Origin of the sequence: Mycobacterium sp. (assembly GCF_032162605.1) — a bacterium.
Classification (GTDB): domain Bacteria; phylum Actinomycetota; class Actinomycetes; order Mycobacteriales; family Mycobacteriaceae; genus Mycobacterium.
In genome coordinates, this window is sequence record NZ_JAVROT010000328.1 from 1 (window position 1) to 20,378 (window position 20,378).

The 20,378-nt window shown below is 68.8% G+C and carries 19 protein-coding genes and 2 pseudogenes; 7 read left to right on the forward strand and 14 right to left on the reverse strand.

Annotated elements, in window-relative coordinates; all coding sequences use genetic code 11:
- Positions 1-985: acyl-CoA dehydrogenase family protein (locus tag QOI01_RS18835; protein WP_526383576.1), on the forward strand; the 985-nt coding region annotated here is incomplete at its 5' end.
- A gap of 2 nt (positions 986-987) precedes the next feature.
- Here the strand turns inward: QOI01_RS18835 and QOI01_RS18840 are convergent.
- Positions 988-2,502, reverse strand: a complete 1,515-nt coding sequence (locus QOI01_RS18840; RefSeq protein ID WP_526383578.1) for an amino acid permease — start codon at positions 2,500-2,502, stop codon at positions 988-990.
- A 50-nt stretch (positions 2,503-2,552) separates the two neighbouring features.
- Positions 2,553-2,732, reverse strand: a pseudogene (locus tag QOI01_RS18845) (hypothetical protein); the annotation flags it as partial.
- Positions 2,733-3,014: 282 nt separating this feature from the next.
- Between QOI01_RS18845 and QOI01_RS18850 the strand changes: the two are divergent.
- On the forward strand, positions 3,015-4,349 hold the full coding sequence (locus QOI01_RS18850; protein WP_526383580.1) for a septum formation family protein: 1,335 nt from the start codon (positions 3,015-3,017) through the stop codon (positions 4,347-4,349).
- On the opposite strand, the gene QOI01_RS18855 is transcribed toward QOI01_RS18850, so the two are convergent.
- The 6 genes from QOI01_RS18855 to QOI01_RS18880 are packed head-to-tail and all read right to left on the reverse strand — an operon-like array spanning position 4,346 to position 10,076.
- Entirely contained in the window at positions 4,346-5,143 is a 798-nt protein-coding gene (locus tag QOI01_RS18855) for an ABC transporter permease (RefSeq protein WP_526383582.1), read from the reverse strand. The genes QOI01_RS18850 and QOI01_RS18855 overlap by 4 nt on opposite strands.
- Complete coding sequence (locus QOI01_RS18860; RefSeq protein WP_526383584.1) at positions 5,121-6,035, reverse strand: 2-aminoethylphosphonate ABC transporter permease subunit; 915 nt, start codon at positions 6,033-6,035, stop codon at positions 5,121-5,123. Before QOI01_RS18860 ends, QOI01_RS18855 begins: the two co-directional genes overlap by 23 nt.
- Complete coding sequence (locus QOI01_RS18865; protein WP_526383586.1) at positions 6,032-7,204, reverse strand: ABC transporter ATP-binding protein; 1,173 nt, start codon at positions 7,202-7,204, stop codon at positions 6,032-6,034. The genes QOI01_RS18860 and QOI01_RS18865 overlap by 4 nt, the downstream gene beginning before the upstream one ends.
- A gap of 2 nt (positions 7,205-7,206) precedes the next feature.
- Complete coding sequence (locus QOI01_RS18870; RefSeq protein WP_526383588.1) at positions 7,207-8,253, reverse strand: 2-aminoethylphosphonate ABC transporter substrate-binding protein; 1,047 nt, start codon at positions 8,251-8,253, stop codon at positions 7,207-7,209.
- Positions 8,254-8,256: 3 nt separating this feature from the next.
- A complete protein-coding gene (locus QOI01_RS18875) occupies positions 8,257-8,913 on the reverse strand; it encodes a phosphonatase-like hydrolase (RefSeq protein WP_526383590.1) in 657 nt (218 codons plus the stop codon).
- A gap of 47 nt (positions 8,914-8,960) precedes the next feature.
- Positions 8,961-10,076 carry a TIGR03364 family FAD-dependent oxidoreductase gene (locus QOI01_RS18880; RefSeq protein ID WP_526383592.1) on the reverse strand — a complete coding sequence of 372 codons (1,116 nt, stop codon included), beginning with the start codon at positions 10,074-10,076 and terminating at the stop codon, positions 8,961-8,963.
- A gap of 110 nt (positions 10,077-10,186) precedes the next feature.
- On the opposite strand from QOI01_RS18880, the gene QOI01_RS18885 reads away from it, so the two are divergent.
- From QOI01_RS18885 to QOI01_RS18895, 3 genes and pseudogenes are all read left to right on the forward strand, one after another.
- Positions 10,187-10,726, forward strand: coding sequence for an HD family phosphohydrolase (locus QOI01_RS18885; RefSeq protein ID WP_526383594.1), 540 nt, complete (start codon positions 10,187-10,189; stop codon positions 10,724-10,726).
- Positions 10,723-11,427 carry a GntR family transcriptional regulator gene (locus QOI01_RS18890; RefSeq protein ID WP_526383596.1) on the forward strand — a complete coding sequence of 235 codons (705 nt, stop codon included), beginning with the start codon at positions 10,723-10,725 and terminating at the stop codon, positions 11,425-11,427. The genes QOI01_RS18885 and QOI01_RS18890 overlap by 4 nt, the downstream gene beginning before the upstream one ends.
- Before the next feature lie 91 nt (positions 11,428-11,518).
- Positions 11,519-11,692: pseudogene (locus QOI01_RS18895) on the forward strand (alpha/beta hydrolase); the annotation flags it as partial.
- On the opposite strand, the gene QOI01_RS18900 reads toward QOI01_RS18895, so the two are convergent.
- The 5 genes from QOI01_RS18900 to QOI01_RS18920 are packed head-to-tail and all read right to left on the reverse strand — an operon-like array spanning position 11,664 to position 17,254.
- Positions 11,664-12,716 (reverse strand): aldo/keto reductase, encoded by a 1,053-nt coding sequence (locus tag QOI01_RS18900; RefSeq protein ID WP_526383598.1) that lies wholly within the window; start codon positions 12,714-12,716, stop codon positions 11,664-11,666. The pseudogene QOI01_RS18895 and the gene QOI01_RS18900 sit on opposite strands and share 29 nt — an antisense overlap.
- Before the next feature lie 42 nt (positions 12,717-12,758).
- Positions 12,759-13,652 (reverse strand): SDR family oxidoreductase, encoded by an 894-nt coding sequence (locus QOI01_RS18905; RefSeq protein ID WP_526383600.1) that lies wholly within the window; start codon positions 13,650-13,652, stop codon positions 12,759-12,761.
- Positions 13,653-13,684: 32 nt separating this feature from the next.
- A complete protein-coding gene (locus tag QOI01_RS18910; RefSeq protein WP_526383602.1) occupies positions 13,685-14,989 on the reverse strand; it encodes an amidohydrolase family protein in 1,305 nt (434 codons plus the stop codon).
- Positions 14,983-16,188 (reverse strand): CoA transferase, encoded by a 1,206-nt coding sequence (locus QOI01_RS18915; protein ID WP_526383604.1) that lies wholly within the window; start codon positions 16,186-16,188, stop codon positions 14,983-14,985. Before QOI01_RS18915 ends, QOI01_RS18910 begins: the two co-directional genes overlap by 7 nt.
- 19 nt (positions 16,189-16,207) lie before the next feature.
- Positions 16,208-17,254 carry a MaoC family dehydratase gene (locus QOI01_RS18920; protein WP_526383606.1) on the reverse strand — a complete coding sequence of 349 codons (1,047 nt, stop codon included), beginning with the start codon at positions 17,252-17,254 and terminating at the stop codon, positions 16,208-16,210.
- Between QOI01_RS18920 and QOI01_RS18925 the strand changes: the two genes are divergently transcribed.
- Positions 17,253-18,401, forward strand: a complete 1,149-nt coding sequence (locus QOI01_RS18925; protein WP_526383608.1) for an acyl-CoA dehydrogenase family protein — start codon at positions 17,253-17,255, stop codon at positions 18,399-18,401. The genes QOI01_RS18920 and QOI01_RS18925 overlap by 2 nt on opposite strands.
- A 2-nt stretch (positions 18,402-18,403) precedes the next feature.
- Positions 18,404-19,132: a GntR family transcriptional regulator gene (locus QOI01_RS18930; protein WP_526383610.1), complete on the forward strand. Its 729-nt coding sequence runs from the start codon at positions 18,404-18,406 to the stop codon at positions 19,130-19,132.
- Here the strand turns inward: QOI01_RS18930 and QOI01_RS18935 are convergent.
- Positions 19,129-20,223, reverse strand: coding sequence for a P1 family peptidase (locus tag QOI01_RS18935; protein WP_526383612.1), 1,095 nt, complete (start codon positions 20,221-20,223; stop codon positions 19,129-19,131). The two genes, QOI01_RS18930 and QOI01_RS18935, sit on opposite strands and share 4 nt — an antisense overlap.
- Positions 20,224-20,378: the final 155 nt, after the last annotated feature.

Consider the following 20,378-nt stretch of genomic DNA (forward strand, 5'->3'; position numbering starts at 1 on the left):
GGGGGAATTCGGCCCGGGGGCGAGCGAAGCGACGGGGGAATTCGGCCCGGGGGCGAGCGAAGCGACGGGGGAATTCAAGGGCGTCGAGCGCGCCGACATGGGCATCACGGGCTGGGTCACGCTCACCATCGCCCAGGCGGGCAACGACGAACAGCGCGACCGCTGGGTCGAACCGGTACTCCGCGGCGAAGTGATGTGGTGCCAGCTGTTCTCGGAACCCGGCGCGGGTTCCGACGCCGCCGCGGTGCGCACGGCCGCCAAGAAGGTCGACGGCGGCTGGCTGGTCACCGGCCAGAAGGTGTGGACCAGCCTGGCGCAGCAATGCCAGTGGGGGTTGGCGACGGTGCGCACCGATCCCGACGCGGCCAAGCACGCGGGCGTCACGATGGTGGCCATCGACATGTTGGCGCCTGGGGTGAAGGTCAATCCGCTGAAGGGCCTCACCGGGCACGCGCACTTCAACGAGGTCTTCTTCGACGACGTGTTCGTCCCCGACTCCGACGTGGTCGGCGAGGTGAACCGCGGCTGGCTGGTGGCCCGCGCGACGCTGGGCAATGAGCGCATCTCAATCGGCGGCGGCTCGTCGGCGCCCACCGGGTTCACCGTCGACGACCTGATCAATCTGCTCGACGGCGCGCCGACCGATACCGCGGCGACCCACGTGCGGCGGGCGGGCGAGGTGATCGCCGAGGCCCACACGCTGCGGCTGCTCAACCTGCGGCGGGTCACGCGCGCCATCTCGGGCGCCGAACCTGGTCCCGAGGGAAACGTGACCAAACTGCTACTAGCCGAACAATCGCAACGGCTGACCGAACTGGGCATGGACCTGTCCGGGACCGCCGCCGTGGTGGGCGGCACGCCGCAGCTCTCGACGGCCTATCTGGGAAACCGCGCGATGACGATCGCGGGCGGGACCTCCGAGATCACCCGCAATACCATCGCCGAGCGCATCCTGGGCCTGCCGCGCGATCCGCTGCTGAAGTAGTGCTACTCCTTCTGATCCTTCCGATCCTTCTGATCCTTCTGACCCGGCGGCGGCCGGTTCGCGATCACGGGGAACTGGCCCGTGTATCCCTCGCGCTCCTGCGCGACGGACAGCACCCGCGACCGGACGGCGAACCAGCCGACGACCAGCGCCGGGACGATGAGCACCAGCGACGCGACGGTCCACGTGCCTATCGGCGGGTCCAGCGCCATCAAGACCAGCACGCCCAAGAGGAACGCCAGCGTCAGGTAGCCGGTGTATGGGGTTCCCCACAGTCGGAAGGACGGCCGCTCCAGGATGCCCTTCCTCGACCACCGGTAGAGCTGGATCTGGCAGATCACGATGGTGCCCCAGGACGCGATGATGCCGAGCGCGGCGACGTTGAGCACGATCTCGAATGCCTGCGCGGGGACGACGCCGTTGAGCAGCACGCCGAAGAGTCCGATCACGGCGGTGAGGCAGATGCCGCCGTAGGGCACGCCGCGTTTGTTCATGAGCGAGGTGAACTTCGGCGCGCTGCCGTTCATCGCCATCGACCGCAGGATCCGGCCGGTCGAGTACAGGCCCGCGTTGAGGCTGGAGAACGCGGCCGTCAGCACGACGATGTTCATGATCGTGCCCGCACCCTCGATACCGATCTTGGAGAAGAAGGTGACGAAGGGGCTCTCCCCGGACTTGTATGCCGTGTACGGGAGCAGAAGCCCGAGCAGGAAGACGGAACCGACGTAGAACAGCGCGATGCGCGCGATGACGGAGTTGATTGCTCGCGGCATGATCTTCTCCGGGTTCGCCGTCTCGCCCGCGGCGGTGCCAACGAGTTCGACTGCGGCATAGGCGAAGACCACGCCGGAGGTGACGATGACCACCGGGAAGAGCCCGGTCGGGAACAGACCGCCGTGGTCGGAGATCACGCTGAAGCCGGTCGACTGACCCTGGATGTCGTAGCGGCCCGCCAGGAAGATCGTTCCCGCGACAAGGAACGTCACCAGCGCGACGACCTTGATCAGCGCGGCCCAGAACTCCAGCTCACCGAACACCTTCACCGAGATCATGTTCATCCCGAGCACGATCGCCAGGGCGATCAGCGCGATGATCCACTGCGGGATGGGGGCGAACGCCTTCCAGAAGTGGAAGTAGGTGGCGATCGCCGTGGAGTCCACGATCGCCGTCATGGCCCAGTTCAGGAAGTACATCCAGCCGGCGACGAAGGCCGCCTTCTCGCCGAGGAACTCGCGGGCGTAGGACACGAAGGAACCCGAGGACGGCCGGTGCAGGACGAGCTCGCCGAGCGCCCGCAGGATCAGGAACACGAAGACGCCGCAGAACGCGTACACCAGGAACAGAGCGGGCCCGGCGCTGGCCAGTCGGCCACCGGCGCCGAGGAACAGTCCGGTGCCGATCGCGCCGCCGATCGCGATCATCTGGAGCTGTCGTGGTTTGAGGCCCTTCTCGTAGCCGGCGTCCTCGGTCGTGAACGCCGAGTTGTCGTACTCCTCCTGCTTGGGCTCGGTCGTCATCGAGTCGCGCCGTCCGACGGCCCTACCACTGGCGGCGGTTTGGACGTGTCGTTGATGTCCCGGAAGGTGAAGGCGAAGCCGAACACGGCGATCACGGCCGCGATCGCGTACCCGACGATCGAATACCAGCCGGCGTGCAGGTAGGCGGTGACGGCGACGATCCCCATCGCCAGGAACACCATGGTCATGCCGATCAGGGGGATCTTGGCCGTCAAGTCGATGCGTGCCATGAAACTCACCTCGCATAGTCGGCGGGCCGGAGTCCGGCCCGAACAGAATGTGAATTCACCGTGAATCAGTAGACACCTCGGCTCCGCGCGACGCGGTGGAATCGGCATGACCAACAGGTAACGACGCGTCCTCAGTCCGTCGGCGGGCAGGTCACGGTCCGCGGGTGCGCGTGGCGTGGTCCCTCGGGCTGTGCCAAGCTCTATGTCCGTGACTAGCACACTCGGCAAGGTCACCGACGCAGAGAGTGGGAGCGTGCCGACATTTCAGCGGGCCGGTAGGCGGTGACGGACCCTCGCACGCCCCCGCCGGCGGGCAAGGGCGCCGCAGACCTCGCGTGCGTGCTGGCGGCGCTGGAGGAAAGATGCTCCAGCGGCGATGGTCCCACCAGGCGTCGGCTGGCCCACGGCCGTCGGCGAGGGGCTCTGACCATGCTGATGATGGTCCTGCTCGTCGCGGGCGTCATCGAGTTGTTCACGTTGACCCCCGAAGTGCGACCCGCGGCCGACGGTGGCAGCCGCGCCAGCGTCGTCTTCAGTAATGCGCAGACCGGCACCTGCCTCAGCTGGCCCCCGGATGCGCCGGACAAACCGTCGTTCGTCCAGTGCCGCTCCGCCCACATGTTCGAGGTCGCGAAACCGGTCGGCATGAACAGCTTCGGAGAGCCGTGCCAGCTCGCCGTGCGCGAGTACCTGGGCACCCACTATGACCCGAGCAGCAAGTTCACGATCAGCGTCCTGTGGGCGGGCGACGCCGACGGCACCAACACCGGCGGTCGAAATTTGTTGTGCGGCCTGCAGCTGCTCGGCCCCGACAGCAAGCCCATCACCTTCAAGGGCCGCATCGTCGACCTCGACCAGTCGAAGGTCTGGCCCGCGGGGACGTGCCTCGGCATCGACTCGTCCAATCGCTCCACGGACATTCCGGTCGACTGCACGGCACCGCACGCGCTCGAGGTCACCGGCGCCGTCAGCCTGGCCGAACGGTTCCCCGGTGCGCTGCCGTCAGACGCCAACCAGCGGGCGTTCATCGGCGAGGCCTGCACCCGGGCGGCCGACGCCTACCTGGCCCCCGCCACGTTGGCCCGATCGGACCTGTCGCTGGGCTACGAGACGCTGTCCCCCGCCAGTTGGTCAGCGGGCAGCAGACAGGTGTCCTGCAGCGTGGGCAGGCCCGCCGAACAGGGCTGGACGGCCAGCACCAACAGCGCCAGGAATCTGTCACCTGCGGACCTGCCCCCGCCGGCAGCGCCGGTACCGAGTCCGCGCGAGGCGCCGCCGCCGCCCGTCTACGAGGAGCCGCTGGTTCCGGTGCCCACCGTGGTGCCCGCCAGCCCAGCGCCACCGGTTGCGCCACCGGTGGTGCCACCAACGACCGAGAGTGCGCCCCCTGCTCCGACGACCACTAGCGCGCCTCCTCCTCCGACGACCACGACGACCACCGCGGCCGGCCCGACGACGTCCGCGGAGCCGCCACCGGCCCTCGGACCCGCGCCAGGCCCCGCGGCCCCGCCGAGCGAGAACAGCGAGCCTCAGCCCGGGATCCTGCAGATCCCCGGCCTCGCGCCGATCACGCTTCCTGGCTACGTACCGCCCGAGCCCGCCGCGCCACAGCCCTAGCGCAGAGCGGCCCGGCCGCGGATGCGGCCCAACCCGACGAGCGCCACCAGGGTGACCAGCAGCAAGATCGTCGTGCAGGCAGCGGCCTGGAACGCCTGCCCACGGTCGGTGAGCGCAAAGATGCTGATGGGCAACGTCTTCCACGTTGCGGGATAGACCATCACCGTGGCGCCGAGCTCACCCATCGACAACGCGACGGCCAGCCCTGCCGCTGCGCCGAGAGCTGGCAGCAGCATCGGGAGGGTGACACGCGCCAGGACCCGAACCGGGCTGGCCCCAAGGGATTCCGCTGCCTGGCGGTAGGCGGGGTCGAGACGGTCCAGCGCTGCGGAGACGGCGCTGAACGAGAAGGCCAGAACGAGCACGGCGTGCGCGAGGATCACGATCCACCGGGTGCCGCCGAGCAGCAGCGGACGGGAGTTGAACGAGATCAGCAGCCCAAGGCCGATCGCCACCGACGGCACCGCGATCGGCAGGTGGAACACGGCATCGGTGACGCGGCTGAGCCAGGGCGGTGACATGCGCGACGCGAGCGCCGCCCAGGCACCGAGCACCAGGGCCAACCCGCCTGCGATGACCGCAGTCTGAAGACTGACTGAGAGGCTGGCCAGGTTCTCCCCCGACAGCGCATCCGCGACGTGGCCGAGGCCGAGGTTCGACGGCAGCGCTCCGGTCCACGAACCGGCCAGACCTGCGAACACCACCGTCGCCAGGGGCGCGACGAATACGACGACGACCACGGCGCCGAATACGCCGAGGATGACGAGCCGACTACGCCTGGTCCACAACAACATCCGCGTCTCCCCTTCCTCGTCGGGCCATCGTGCGGGCGAAGATCAACCGGTAGAGCGTGTAGAGGGTGAGCGAGAGTACGATCTGCACCGTTGCGATCACGGCCGCGCCTGGCAGATCGAAGGTCACGATCCCACGGGTGTAGATCAGCACCGGCAGAGTGGTGACACCCTTCGCGCCGGTGAACAGCACGATCCCGAATTCGTTGAGCGTCAACAGCAGTACCAGGCTGCCCCCGGCCATCAGGGCGGGCCACGCCTCGGGCATCACGACGGCTCGCAACACCCGCACCGGTGAGGCCCCCAGGCTGGCCGCGACGTCCAGTTGCGCCCTCGGCAGCACCGAGAACGACGCCAGCAGCGGCCGGATGACGAACGGCGTGAAGAACGTGATCTCTGCGGCGATCACCCCGGCGGGCGTGTTGAGGAAGTCCAGGGCGGGCGCCGCGGCGCCCGTGACTCCCGCAATCGCGGCGTTGACTGCGCCCGCGGTGCCGTAGAGGAACGTGAAGGCCAGGGTGATGAGAAACGACGGCAGCGCGAGCACCGTGTCGATGACGCGACCGACGAAGTGATTGCCTGGGAACGGCACGAACGCCAGGACGATGGCGAGGAAGGTACCGAGGAGCAGGCATCCCGCGGTCGACGTCGCAGCGATCGCCACGGTGCGCCACAGAGCATCGCCGAAGGCCTCCGACGAGAGCACCGTCGTCCAGGTCGACCAACCACGTTCTTCGCCAACGCCTTTCGTCGACTCCAGGCAGACCCTGAGCAACGGATAGACCGCGAAGAGCAGCACGATGACCAACGGCGGCACCGCCCACCACGCGGCCAGCGACCTCGGCGGGGCCTGCGTCGGCGGCGCGTCCGATTGCGGCTCGAGCAGCGTCGTCACGGCGAGGCCTGCACCAGCACGCCCGCCGGCTCGGGGAAGCGCAGCCCGATCTCGCTGCCGGTGTCGAACTGCGCCGCTCCAGGCACGTCGACGTCGATCAGCTGATCGGGCAGCCCGTGCACCGACACCACCAGTCGGGTGTTGGCACCACGCCACACCGCTGCGTTCACGTTCGCGCGCAGGGCATCCCGGTCACCGAGGCCGACGATCTTCACGGCGTGCGGCCTTATGCACAACAGCGCCTTCGACCCCGGCGCCCAGTCGGTCCGGCCGACTGCCGGCTGCGGCGCCTCGGCGGCGACCGTCTTGTGCGCGAAGGTCACGAGTGCCGACGTGCCGATCACCCGGCCGACCGTGCATGGAATCAGATTCGCACCGCCGAGGAAGGCGGCCGTGAAGCTGCTCGGCGGGCGCTTCCAAAGGTTCTCGGCGGTGTCCAGGTCCATCAGGCGGGCGTCGTTCATGACCACGATCCGGTCCGCGAGGGCCAGGGCTTCGGTCTGGTCGTGCGTCACGTACAGCATCGCGGTGTCGGGCAGCGCTTCCTTGAGTCGCTGCAACTCGGTGAGCATGGACCCCCGCAGCTGCGCGTCCAACGCGGCCAACGGTTCGTCGAGCAGAAGTACCCTCGGCCGGATCGCCAACGCCCTCGCGATGGCGATGCGCTGCTGCTGTCCGCCGGAAAGCTCACGAGGCAAGCGCTTTCCATACGCCGACATGCCGACCATGTCCAGTGCCTCGGCGACCCTGGACCCGACCTCACCGCGCGGAACCCGCTGCGACTTCAGCCCGAAGGCGACGTTGTCGGCCACCCGCATGTGCGGGAACAGCGCATAGGACTGCAGAACCACCCCGATCCCGCGCTTGGCGGGCGGAAGGTCGGTGACGTCGCGACCGGCGAGTCGCACCGCTCCCGTCGTCGGGCGCACGAAGCCTGCGAGCGCGTTGAGCGCGGTGGACTTGCCCGACCCGCTGGGACCGAGCAGGGCGACCGTCTCACCGGGAGAGACGCGAAGATTGAAGTCGATCAGCGCCATCGTCGCCTTCTTGCCGCGACCATAGGCCACGCCGACGCGGTCGAAGGTGATGGCGGGCATGCCGTTTTCGGTGATCGCCACGTCACGACCACCGACCGCAGCCGTCGTTCGATTCAGCCCGGTCTCGGCCATGGTCAGCTACCGGTGACCTTCTGGTACGCGGCGACGTCGGTGTCGAGATCGGTCAGGACGGTGTTCCAGTTTGGCACCCATACGTCGACGCCCGCCAAGACGCCTGCCGGAGTGTTCGGTCCGGCCGCCCCCTCCGCGGACGCCACCAGCGACTCCAATACCGGGATGCCGAGCGCGTCCGGGGCCACGGTCTTCTGCACGTCCTCCGAGATGAGGAACGCCAGCAGTTTCTTGGCGCCATCGGCGTGCTGGGCGCCCTTGGTCACACCCCCGACGTAGGGCAGGGAGACGGTGGTCCTCTTCCCGTCGGCGGATGCGGGGATGAAGACGTCGAACTTCGAACCGTCGTCCTTGATCGAGCCGAGATTCATCTGTACGTCGCCGTTGGCCACCAGGAGTTCGCCGTTGCTCACCTTTGGTTGCAGTTTGCCGGTCGACGAGGACGGCCCGACGTTGTTCGCCTGCAGCTTGCCCAGGTAGTCCAGTGCCGCCGGCTTTCCCATCAGATGCTGCAGGAGGACCAGGACCGCGGTGCCGTCACCGGCCTGCCCCGGCGTCGAGTACTGCAGCTTGCCCTTGTATTCCGGCGCGAGCAGGTCGTTCCAGGTGGCGGGCTTCGGGTTGGCGTCGGGGTTGGCGATGAAGCTCAGTGCGTTGTCCACGATCGGCAGATAGTTTCCACCGGGGCCGACCTGTGCGGCCGGGATGCCGCCGGTGTCGACGCCGCTGGGCTGCAACAGACCAGACTGGTCCGCCTTCTGGATGAACGGCGGCAGGGTCACCAGAAGGTCGGCCTGCGGGTTGGACTGCTCCTTCTCGACGCGCGAAACAACCTCGCCGGAGCCGGCTTCGACGAGGTTGACGTTGATGCCGGTGCTCTTGGTGAACGCGTCGAACTGGGTCTTGTACCAGGTGGCGAGTCCGTCTGCGCTGTACACCGTGACCGTCTCGCCGCTGCCCAAACCCGAGGATCCGGTGCCGCCGCAGGCGGTCAACGTGACGGATAGTGCGACGACCGCGAGGGCCGCCAGGGTCTTGCGGAGTTTCATCGTTCAGTCCTCGTTCGTAGTGAGAATCAGGTCGGCGAAGTCGGAGACCGTCGGCACCACATGCGTGGCGCCTGCCTCCCGCAGCTGCCGCTCGTCGTGGGCACCGTTGAGAGTGCCTGCGGCGATTGCACATCCGGCCCGCAAGGCGCTGTCGACGTCACTGCTGGTATCGCCAAGCGCGGCGACACTGCGCACCGAGTCGGCCTGCAGTCGCATCAGCGCGGTGAGGATCAAGTCCGGGTACGGACGCCCACGCACGCCGTCGCCGGGAGCGAGCACCAGGTCGGCGAGCGACTGCCAGCCCAGCGCCGCGAGCAGCTTCCCCTGCGTGGCGCCACTGAAACCGGTCGTGAGCGCGACCCGGACACCGGCGTCGCGCAGCCGGGCGATGGCGTCGGCCGCGCCGTCGATGGGTCTGGCCCGACCGTTGTCGATCGCCGCCTCGTAGGCGCTCTCGAACGCGGCGTTGGCCCGTTGCGCGAGTTCCTCGGCGCCGAACAGGGTGCGGAAGACGGCGATCTTGGACTGCCCCATGGTGTCGAGGACGTAGCGGCGGGCGCGCTCACGCTCGGCGCCGCCCTCGGGGAGACCAGCGGCGGTCGCGGCCGCCTCGAACGAGCCGACCACCAGCCCGTCGTCGGCGACGGTAGTTCCTGCCATGTCTACCACGACGACTTGAATATGATTGTTGGACAACGATTTACCTCTCATAGAGCGATCAGGTCAGCGGTCTGTTCGGCGATCGCGGGCCCTAGTGTCATGCCGCGCCCACCCGGGCCCGTGACCACCCACACCCCGTCGCCGGCGGCAATGCGGGACACCAACTGGCCGGGATCGACGCACTGGCTGTACACGCCCGCCCACCGACGACGGACAGGGGGCAGCGGTCGGCCGAGGAACTCTTCGACGAGTGCGACGAGGTAGTCGTACGGCGCGTCGTCGACGTCGAAGGCGAAGGGTTCGTCGTAGGAGTGGGTGTCGCCGATGGTCAGCCCGCCGTGCAGGCGCTGGACACAGAGCAGCTGCATCCGCTCGGCGGCGGCCACCGGATCCTGAGGTTCGTTGGCCCGCAACTCATCCAGCGCACTGCCCGCAAACCCCGGGTAGTAGCGAAAGCTGTCGCCATCGGCGATCGCGGTGGTGAGCGCCTCGTCGAGCGGGTCCGTCTGCATCATCTGCAGCCGAACGCGCCGCACCGGCAGGTCGCCCGCGACCTCCCGGGTCAGCCCGCCGTGGGCCGCACCGGGGCAGATCAGCACGAGGTCGGCCTCGTATCTCCTGCCGCGGTCGTCGCGCACCACGGTGCCTTCGACGGACCTGGCCTCGGTGCCCGGCACGAACTCGTACCTCCCGGTGGCGTGGAGGTGGGAGCGGATCGCGGGCATTGCCTGGCGGGATTCCACGGCGGCGTCACGCGAACAGTGCAGGCCGGCAAGGAACTTCCCGCGCAGCGCCGGGTTCAGGGCTCGCACCCGGTCCGGTTCGAGCAGTTCGAACCCACGCGCCGCGGCGTCGTCCCGCGCGACGGCCTGTTCCGCGACCTCGATCTCGCGCGGGGTGCGCAGCAGCGTCAGGGAGCCCGCCGGACGAAAGCCGACCCCGGGGATGCGGGCGCCGATCTGCTCCCACAGTTCGCGGGACCGAAGGGTCACGCCGAGTTCGTGCCCGGCCCGGCCGGACACCCACACCAGTCCGAAGTTGCGGACGGTCGCCCCGCGGGCCTCGACTTCGCGTTCGAGTTGGGTGACGTGGTGGCCCCGTTGGACCGCCTCGAGTGCGTGGGTGGTCCCGAGGATCCCGCCGCCGATGATCGTCACACGCATGGTCAGTGACCCTTCAGACTCGGGGATACGATCTGCCGAAGCCCCGGTGTTGTGCACCGGAACAGCGGGTTAACAATTGGTATAGACCAATTAAGGGTAAGCTGCAGCCGATGAATCCGCTCGCTGAAACCGCCGCTCTCCTGACCTCGCTGCGTGACGTGTGGGACGAGGAGGCCGTCGACGAACTCGACCACGCCCTCCAGTCAGCAGCCCGCGCCATCGACGACGGGGCCGATGACGAACTGGCGCTCGCCGCCGCTCTGCACGACCTGGCGCACAGTCCGACGTTCGACGCGTCCGCGGCGGAACGACACGACGAGACGGCCCGGCGGTGGCTGACGCCGCGATTCGGGGAGCGGGTCGGGTGGTTGGCGGGTCAGCACGTCGCCGCCAAGCGATACCTGGTGGCCACCGAGCCGGGATACGGATCGGTTCTCACGTCGACGTCTGAGCTGTCCCTGCGCGCCCAGGGCGGTGCCGAGGTCGACCCGGCCCTCGTCGCGCACCCGTGGTGGCCGGACGCCCTGCGACTGCGGCGCTACGACGACGCCGCCAAGGACCCGGCCGCAAGTCTCAATGGCAGGATTGCGACAATTGAGGACGTGCTGTCCATCGCGAAACAGATTGTGCAGCAAAGGCTGTCGCGATGAGCAAGCCGTACGCCATCCGCACGGCGCTCGACGAGCTACTCGACGGCCTCGTCGAGGGCGACGCGTTCCCGCCGGAGCGGGAACTGGCCCTGCGCTTCGGCGTCGCGCGCGAGACCCTGCGGCAGGCGTTGCACGAACTTTTGGTCGAAGGGCGCATCGAGCGCCGCGGTCGCGGCACCGTGGTGTCGAAACCCAAACTGGTCCAGCCGCTTTCGCTGAAATCCTACACCGAGGGTGCGCTGCGGATGGGCCGCAAGCCGGGCCGGCTCCTGGTGACCTGGGAAGACGTCGCGGCGACCCAGGAGCTGGCGGCGGCTCTGGACGTCACCGACGGCTTGGAAGCCAAGGCCGTCATGCACCTCGAGCGCGTGCTGCTCGCCGACGGACAGCGCATCGGGCTCGAGAGCACCTACCTGCCCCTGCACCGCTTCGGGCAGTTCACCGAGACGTTCGATCCGACGACGTCGCTGTACGCGGCGATCCGGGCGACCGGAGTCCACTTCGGATCGGCAGTCGAGCGGGTCGAGACGGTGCTGGCATCCCCACGGGAGGCGGCGCTGCTCGAGTCGACGACCGCCATGCCGATGCTGCGGCTGAACCGGCAATCGCTGGACACCGAGGGACGACCGATCGAAGTGGTGCGCTCGCTCTACCGCGGCGACCGGGTGGCGTTCGAGGCGATTCTCAACGACCGCGACTGAGCGATCCGCCTACGTGAGGGTGCGCGAACTGCCGCCGCGACCTGCGTGTCGCGGAGCAGACACGCACGCTCGCGCAGAAATGTAGGACTGCTACGCCGAACGCCTCATGGCGGCCGGGGTGCCGTGCGAGGTCGAAGTCGTGCCAGGAGCGTTTCACGCCTTCGACGGCATCGTGCCGAAGGCTGCGGTGTCGCAAGACTTCTCCGCCAGCCAGACCGACTGGTTGCGCCAGGTCTTCACGCAGACGCAATCGGCCGACGCCTGAAGCCGTCGCCGCCGACGGCCACCGACCGCTGCGTCGCGTTCTGCTCGTGCGGCTGCCCGAGTGGAATGCGGCTGGCCACATCGATCCGGTCGTAGACGTCGGCGCCGAGTTCCAGGTCGAGCGCGGCGACGTAGTCGTCGAGTTGCCCGACGGTGCGGGGACCGGTGATCGGCACCACCCCCGTCGGCGATCGCCTCGCGCGTTCGAGCAGCCACGCCACCGCCACCCGCGCGGGTGGCACCCCGAGACCATCGGCGGCCGCGAGCACGGCATCGACCGTCGCCGCCTTCACCGGCTCGTCCTCGGCGTGCACCAACCGGTTCCACTCGCTCAACCGGCCCGCATCGCTGCTGCGGTACTTGCCCGTCAGAAGTCCACCGCCGAGCGGTGACCAGAGCGCCGCCCCGATCCCGAGCGCCTCGGCCATCGGGAGGTTGTCACGGTCGCCGCTGCGCTCGACGAGGCTGTACTCGAATTGGATCGCCGAGATCGGCGCCCACCCGCGCAGCTCGGCCAGGGTGACCCCGCGGGACGTCATCCACGCCGGGAAGTTTGACAGCCCGGCGTAGAGGATCTTGCCCGAGCTCGCGAGATCGTCGAATGCACGCAGGATCTCCTCGATCGGCGTGACGAAGTCCGGGAAGTGCACCCACAGCATGTCCAGGTAGTCGGTGTCCAGACGGCGAAGACTCGCCTCCACCGAGCGGGCCATCGCCCGTCTCCCGTTTCCGGTCCGCAGCACACCGCTACCCGCCGACGTGCCGCCGATGGCGAACTTGGTCGCGACGGTGAACTCGTCACGCCTGCCAGCCAGGACGCGGCCGAGGATCTCCTCCGACTCCCCGACCTGGTACCCCGCGGCCGTGTCGATGAAGGTTCCGCCCGCCTCGGCGAAACGGTCGACCATCGCGCGGGCGGTCTCGGGCTCCGCCCCGTAGCCCCATCGGGTGCCGAAGTTGCCCGCGCCGAGTGCGAGCGCCGAGACGCGCATACCGTTGTTCCGGCCGAAGGTGAAGTGCTCCATGCCGGGTCCAAGACCATCCAGGCTGAGTTTATTTCCAGATACTCAGACCTCCGGCGGAAACTCCACCGGGTAGGGCTCGGCGAAGTCGGCCGAACGGCTCACGGCACGCCACTTCAGGTCGTCGGCGAGCAGACGCTCGTCCTGCCGGATCGACCCCTCGGCGGCGTTGACCCCGAGAGGCAGGTGGTACGGGACGTCCTCGCGCCGCGACATGCGGACCAGGATCTCCGCGGCTCGCGCCGGGTCGCCCGCGGTGATGGCGTCGCTCTGGCGGACCTGGCTCATCGCGCCGACGGTGTCGGCGTAGCCATCGGGGACGTCGGCGACGGCCATCGACGAGCCTGCCCAATCGGTCGCGAATCCGCTGGGTTCCACGACGAGCACCTTCACACCGAACGGAGCCGTCTCCACCTGAAGGACGCGCGAGAAACCGTCGATGGCGAACTTCGCAGCCTGATAGGACGCGACGCCGGCCGAACCGCCGACCCGGCCACCCATCGACGAGAACTGAATGATCAAGCCGCCTCGGGCATTGCTCTTCGTGCGAGCGCTCATCGCACCCTGTTCCCGCAGCACGGGAATCACGGCCTTCGACACGTTGTAGACACCCCAGAAGTTGGTCTCGAACTGTGCCCGGAAGTCCTCGTCGTCGGCCGTCTCGATCGGAGCGACGTTGGCGTACCCGGCGTTGTTGACCACCACGTCGATACGACCGAACCGTTCCCGCGCGGCCTCGATCGCCCCCGCGGCCGCCGACGCGTCGGTGACGTCGAGGGCCAGCGGCAATATTCGGTCGCCGTAGGCCTCGACGAGATCGGCGAGCTGTTCGGGACGACGCGCGGTGGCCGCGACCCCGTCGCCGGCCTCCAGCGCGGCCCGAACCAATGCGCGGCCGAACCCGCGCGACGAACCGGTGATGAACCAAATACGTTGCATGCCGCTTCAAACGCCGAAACTCGGGTCGATATTCACGCCCGCTCGAACACCACGCGCCCTTCGATGACGGTGGCGGCGACCATGTCGGCATCCAACTCGCGCAGCACGTCACCGGGGCCCGCCGCGAGCACGCACAGGTCGGCGGGTTCACCCGGTGTGACCGAGCGTGGCCGGCCGGGGTGCTCGGCGGTTCCCAGGAACATCGCGAGCGCAGTGCTGGCGTCGACGCGTTCCGGCCCGCCGAGGACCGTTCCCGACGAGGTGGTCCGGCTCACCGCGGCGCGCATCGCCGCCCACGGGTCGGAGTCGCCGAACGGAAAGTCGGTCGACATCGCGACGGGAATGCCCGCCGCCAGCAGGGACGCCACCCGCCACAGCTGGTGATGCTCGTCGCGCGGAACGTCGGTGAGGTACTGGTCGCCGCGCTCGGTGACGAAGTTGGGTTGCGTGATCACCACTACGCCGAGATCGGCGAGGTCGCCCAGACAGTCCTCAGGTACGACGGCGGCGTGCTCGATGCGGTCGCCCGGTCGGGGGCCCGCCACCCGCAGGGCGGCGATGGTGACGACGAGCTGCGCCGCGGTGACGCAGTGCACGGCGACGACGGCACCCGAGTCGTGGCGGGCACCGATCCACGCGCTGAGCTCGTCGAGGTCGAGGCCGTCGTCGTGCAGAATTCGCTTGCCTGGCGCCAGGAAGTGGACGTGCTGCGCGAGCTCCCCGCGGCGGCATGACTCGGCGAACTTCACCATGTCGGTGACCCCGAGATCCGGTGTGGCGTCGGTGATTCCGGTGACGCCGTACGACGCGAGCCTGCGTCCGACGTCCGCAAGTCCGGTCTCACGTCGCTGCAACGCGCCCGACCAGCTCGGATCGGCACTGCGCAGGCGACCGTCCGGGTGCCCGGCCAGGCCCACGCGGGTCAAGCCGGCGGAGTTCAGTGTCCACAGGATTCCGCTGCGGTGCTGCACACGAACCGGCACCGGCGGTGACACCTCGTCGAGCAACGCCCGGTCCAGCATGCCCGCCACTGCCTCGTGGTAGCCGACGGCCCGGATCCACCCGTCGTCTCCGACGTCCGCGGTTGCCAGCGCGGCCCGAAGCCCGTTGTGGTCGTTGACTTCCCGGGGTCCCACGCGCACCGAAGCGAGGGCCGCGGCCGCGGAGTGCACGTGGACGTGGTGGTCGTGCAGCCCGGGGATCAGGGTGTACCCGGAGGCGTCCAACACCGACTCTCCGCTGCCCGGTGTCAGACGCGTCGCCACCTCGACGATGCGGTGGCCTGCCCTGACGTCGACCACAGCACCATCGAGCAGTTGCGCATGCTGAATCAGCAAGGGGCGAGTCTCCGTTCGGCGATCAGCCGCTCGACGTGGTCGTTGTCCGCCCCGAGGGCTGCCGCCGGGGTCTGGGGCGTGGGTGGTTCGGGAGGCGCTGGAAGACACTTGCCGTCAGTGGGTCCGACGGCGAGTGACGCATAGGTCGCCGCGACCGCTGCCATCGCGACGTCGATGACCTCGCCGCCCCCGCGGGCCAGGGATTCGGCGACGCAGAGCGCCGCCTGCATCCCGGTGAGCGGATCGGCGATCGCGTCACCGCAGAACACGGGGCCCTCAGCGCTGCGGCCCACCAGTCCACCCGCCACTGCGGCGTCGTCCCCGAACGCCGGCCAGTTCGCCCGCTCGCCGTCGGCACCGTGACCGGAGATCCGCATCCAGACCCGGCCGTCTCGCGCTGCGACGTCACCTGCGCCGAGGCGGCGGTGACGCAACGCGGCGGGCCGCGACGACTCGATGCCGACGTCGGCCGCGGCGAGCAGGTCACCGAGCCGCCGGTTGTCGTCGAAATCAGCTTCGCAGCAGAGCTTCCCACCGTTCATCCAGTCGAAGAAGGCAGGCGTCCCGCCGCGGGTCCCGTCGGGCCTGGCCTTGGACTCGACCTTGACGACGGTGGCCCCCGCCCGGTGGAGCAGCTGCCCGCACAGCGGGCCCGCCCACATCGACGACAGGTCGACGACGAGCAGTTCGGACGGATCGCGTGGCGTCGTGGCCGGACCGGTGCGACGCGCGTCGGGCGCGGCGGCCACGGTCTCGTCCAGAACCGCCGCGGGCAGGCCGAGCAGCCTGGCGCGCGCGGCCACTTCGGCGGCGGTGCGTCTGGAGGCCCAGCGCTCGACCGCGGGCCACGGGTCATCCTCTGGCCCATCGGATTCCACCAGCGCGGGCACCGCATGGACGTCATCGGGCCGCGACAGCGTCAACGCGCACCACCCGTCGCACGCGGCGATGAGGTGGCTCGCACCGCCCGCAGACACCCGGCCACGGCGCGCCAGTCCGAGCAACGCCGCCCGGCCGGACAGGATCTCGGCGGCGTCCACGGCGACACCGAGACGTCGATGGAGCCCGTCGGCCGTCGCCCGGGCGTGGCCCAGAACGGCGGCACGGGAGAAGTCGGCGCGACCAGACGCCCACCCGGTCAGGTCGGCCAGTCCAGAGGCCCCCCAGTCCCGCTGCAGCGCGTCCACTCCGACATCCACCAGCCCATTGTGCCCGCACCTAGAACTGGAGGGCGCTGAACCTCCAGTTCAACACCTGACGGTCGGGATCACCGGCCGCGAACACCAGCGATCGCAGTGCCAGCACCCCACCACGGCCGTCGGGCAACGGCTGCGCCGCCTCGACGTGCAGCTCGCTGAACAGCGTGTCGTCCTCGTGCACGGGTCCGGTGTGGTCGCAGGACTCCCAACCGAGAACGGTGACCAGATTGGGCATCAGCCGCGTCGCCTGCGCAAGAGCCAGCCCGATGGTGTGCCCGCCGTACACCAGCCGGCGACCGCTCACCCTCGAATCATGATGCGTGGCAGCGATGTTGAGGCTCATCCTGGCAAGTTCCGGCGCGCTGCTGACGACGTCGCCGGTGCTCGTCAGCACCGCACCCGCCACGTCGGCGTCGAAGTGCGGCCCTGGTACGCGGGTGCGGAAGGCCTCGGCATCCCAGTCCGCGGTGGGATCGGCGCCCACCGCCAAGTCGGATCCGATGGTCGAGAGGTCGTCTGCGTGTCCGGTGTCCGGCGCGTCCGGACTCAACGGCAACATCGCGCAGCGGTAGAAGTCGAGGACCAGCCGGTCGGCCTGGTCGATGGTCGTCATACGCAGGGCGGCCAAACCGGTGGGCGCACGACCGGGCTTGGCCGAATTCTGCTTCAGGCCAACCACTTCGGTCCTGGTGTAGAGCGTGTCGCCGATGATCGGGAACCGGAAGTACGCCAGGCCGCGGTAGAACAGGTTGGCCTTGACGCGCTGCGTCGCCAGCGTGCTCTGACCGATCGCCACGTCGCTGACCATCGCGGGGTGGGCGAGCGCGGCGGACGCGCCAGTGACCGCCTGGGTCAGCGCGGCGTCCAAGGGCAACCGCATCGAGTCCCCGAGGATCGACTGATGCACCGCGGCCGTGCCGGGGGTCAACGTCATCGACGGCGCCGAGTCGAACACCTGGCCCCGTGTCAGATCATCGAAGAACGGGCCGCCGGATATTTGGCCGTACAAAGTCACAGCTTCACATGCTGGCAGTACCGCGATCGGCGTGTCAATATGGCCGTACATGGAACTGACCGACGAAGAACTCATGCTGGTCGAGACGGTCCGCGCGTTCATCGAGCGGGACGTCAAGCCCACCGTGCGCGAGGTCGAGCACGCCAACTCCTACCCCGAGGCGTGGATCGACCAGATGAAGCGCATCGGGATCTTCGGGTTGGCAGTACCCGAGGAGTACGACGGCACGCCGGTGTCGACGCGGTGCTACGTGCTGGTGACGCAGGAACTCGCGCGAGGCTGGATGAGCCTCGCAGGGGCAATGGGCGGCCACACCGTCGTCGCCAAGCTCCTCGACCTCTTCGGCACCGAGGAGCAGAAGCGGCGCTATCTGCGCGCGATGGCCACCGGCGAGTTACGGGCGACCATGGCGCTGACCGAGCCCGGCGGGGGTTCGGACCTGCAGGCCATGACCACGGTCGCCCGCCGCGACGGCGACGACCTGGTGATCAACGGCGCCAAGACGTGGATCTCCAACGCCAGGCGTTCGGGGCTGATCGCGCTGCTGTGCAAGACCGACCCTGACGCGACGCCGAAGCACCGGGGCATCTCGATCGTGCTCTCCGAGCCCGGCGACGGGCTCACCGTGTCGCGGGACCTGCCCAAGCTCGGGTACAAGGGCGTCGAGTCGTGCGAACTCTCCTTCGCCGACTACCGGTTGCCCGCGACGGCCGTCCTCGGCGGCGAACCGGGCAAGGGTTTCGGGCAGATGATGAAGGGTCTGGAGACCGGTCGCATCCAGGTGGCGTCCCGCGCGCTCGGGGTCGCGACGGCGGCACTGGAGGATGCCCTGGCGTATGCGCAGGAACGCGAGAGCTTCGGTCAGCCCATCTGGAAGCATCAGGCGATCGGGCACTACCTCGCCGACATGGCCACGAAACTGACCGCGGCACGCCAACTGACGCTGTATGCGGCGGACCGCTACGACAGCGGCGAGCGTGCCGACATGGAAGCGGGCATGGCGAAGCTGTTCGCGTCCGAGGCGGCCATGGAGATCGCACTGAACGCGGTGCGGATCCACGGCGGCTACGGCTACTCGTGCGAGTACGACGTCGAGCGCTACTTCCGGGATGCGCCGCTGATGATCGTCGGCGAGGGCACCAACGAGATCCAGCGCAACGTCATCGCGGGGCAGCTGGTCGCCCGCGGCGGCATCTGACCATGAGGGCGGCCCCGGCGTATCAGATGCTGCGCCAACGTCTTCGGGACGACATCGCCGCTGGCGTGTATCGCAACGGGGTCCGGCTGCCCACCGAGTCAGAGCTCGTCGCGCAGCACGGGCTGTCGCGGCAGACCGTGCGGCGCGCGTTCCAGGATCTGGTGGCCGAGGGCGCGGTGTACCGGGTCCCCGGCCGAGGCACCTACGCGCACGACGGCCAGCACCGGTACCTGCGACAGCTCGGCTCCATCGAGAACCTGATGAGCCTGTCCGACGACACCACCATGGAGGTGATCTCCGGCCTCCGGCGGCGGGTCGACGTCGATGCGGCCAGCCGACTGCGACTCGTCGACGACGTCGTCCACACCGTGGTCTTGCGCAGGCTCCACGATGGCGTCCCCTTCGTCCTGACCCGCGTCCATCTGCCCAACCCGGTGGCCAGGACCGTGCTCGGTCGCCCCGAGGTGACCGATGGCGCCGTCAGCACCAGCACCATCATCGGGCTCACCGAACCGCACCTAAGAGAGCCGATAGCCGAAGCGGCACAATCGATCACGGTGTCCCCGGCGGATGACGACGTCGCGGCTGCGGTCGGTTGTCATCGCGGGCATCCGATGCTGCGGGTAGACCGCCTGTACTCCGACGCCTCGGGCACGCCCGTCGAGCTGGCGGTCAGTCACTTCCTGCCCGAGCAGTACACCTACCGGGTGACGCTGCGCCGCTCCCATTAGCCGCGCTTCATCTGGGCGAGCGCCTGCTCGATCGGAAAGCCCGACAACACGTGACCGTCGCGTCCGTGTACGGTGGCGGCCTGGCAAAGCGCGTTGAGTGCGGCTTCCTCGGATGCTTCCGCGACGGCGTCGAAGATCAGATCGAAGGGTGAGCCCTGCGTCCAGAATTGGCCCTCCACCAACACCTCTATCGACAGCAAGCCGTCCGGGGCCTCGCGGGGAATGCGGTGCGCTGTGGAGAAGGCAAGGAAGATCTCCCCCGAACCGTCGTTGCCGACGCTGCCCGTCCGCCCCAACCCGATGTCGACGCGGCGGGCCAACCGCCGCAACTGATTCGGGTGCAGCGGTAGGTCCGTCGCCACGACGGCGATACACGATCCTTCCTTGTGGTGCACCGGCATGTTCTCGACCAGCTGACGCCCCAGCGGGTGACCGGCTATCTGCAGCTGCTGCCGGGTCCCGTAGTTGGTGTTGAGCAGAACCCCGACGGTGTATGTGCGCGAACCGATTTCGAGGATCCGCGATGCGGTGCCGATTCCGCCCTTGAAGTCGAACATCTGTGTGCCGGTACCGGCTCCCACAACACCTTCCGGCACCGGGCCGGTGCCCGCGGCGTCCAGCGCACTGCGGACATCCGGCTCGGTCAGGGTGATGGCGCGGTTGTCATTGAGAAATCCGTCGTCACATTCGGCGACGACGGGCATGAGAACGTCGTCGGTTCCCACCACCTCGTCGAGGTCCGACATGTACCGAACACTGGCCTGGTAGGCGACGCCCAGATTTGCCGTGTCGCACAATACGATTGGCGCGCCGATCAGGCCCCATTCGTGCATGACGATGTCGCCGGTCAGAATCCCGTATCCATTGAATACGCTGGTTGCCGCGTAGACGCGGTCGCGGAAGGGGTTGCCGTCATGTGGCCAGATTGCGGTGGCACCGGTTCTGGCCGTGACACCGTCGTCTCGCCATACCGTGGCGTGACCGACCCGCACGCCGGCGACGTCGGTGATGGCGTTGAGCGGGCCGGTGGGCAGGTGGCCGACCGGAAACCCGAGGTCGCGGGCCCGGCCGCGCCCAACTGGCGGTGTCACAGCGCCTCCTCGGCGGTGACGGTGTGCGGCACCCAGCGGTCGTTCTTGGCTCGGTGCAGGTAGCCGAAGTAGTAGACGGCCGCCACGGCGAACAGGATGACGACGATCCAAATGTCATGCGACGTCTGTTGGGTCAGCGCGACGATGACACCGGC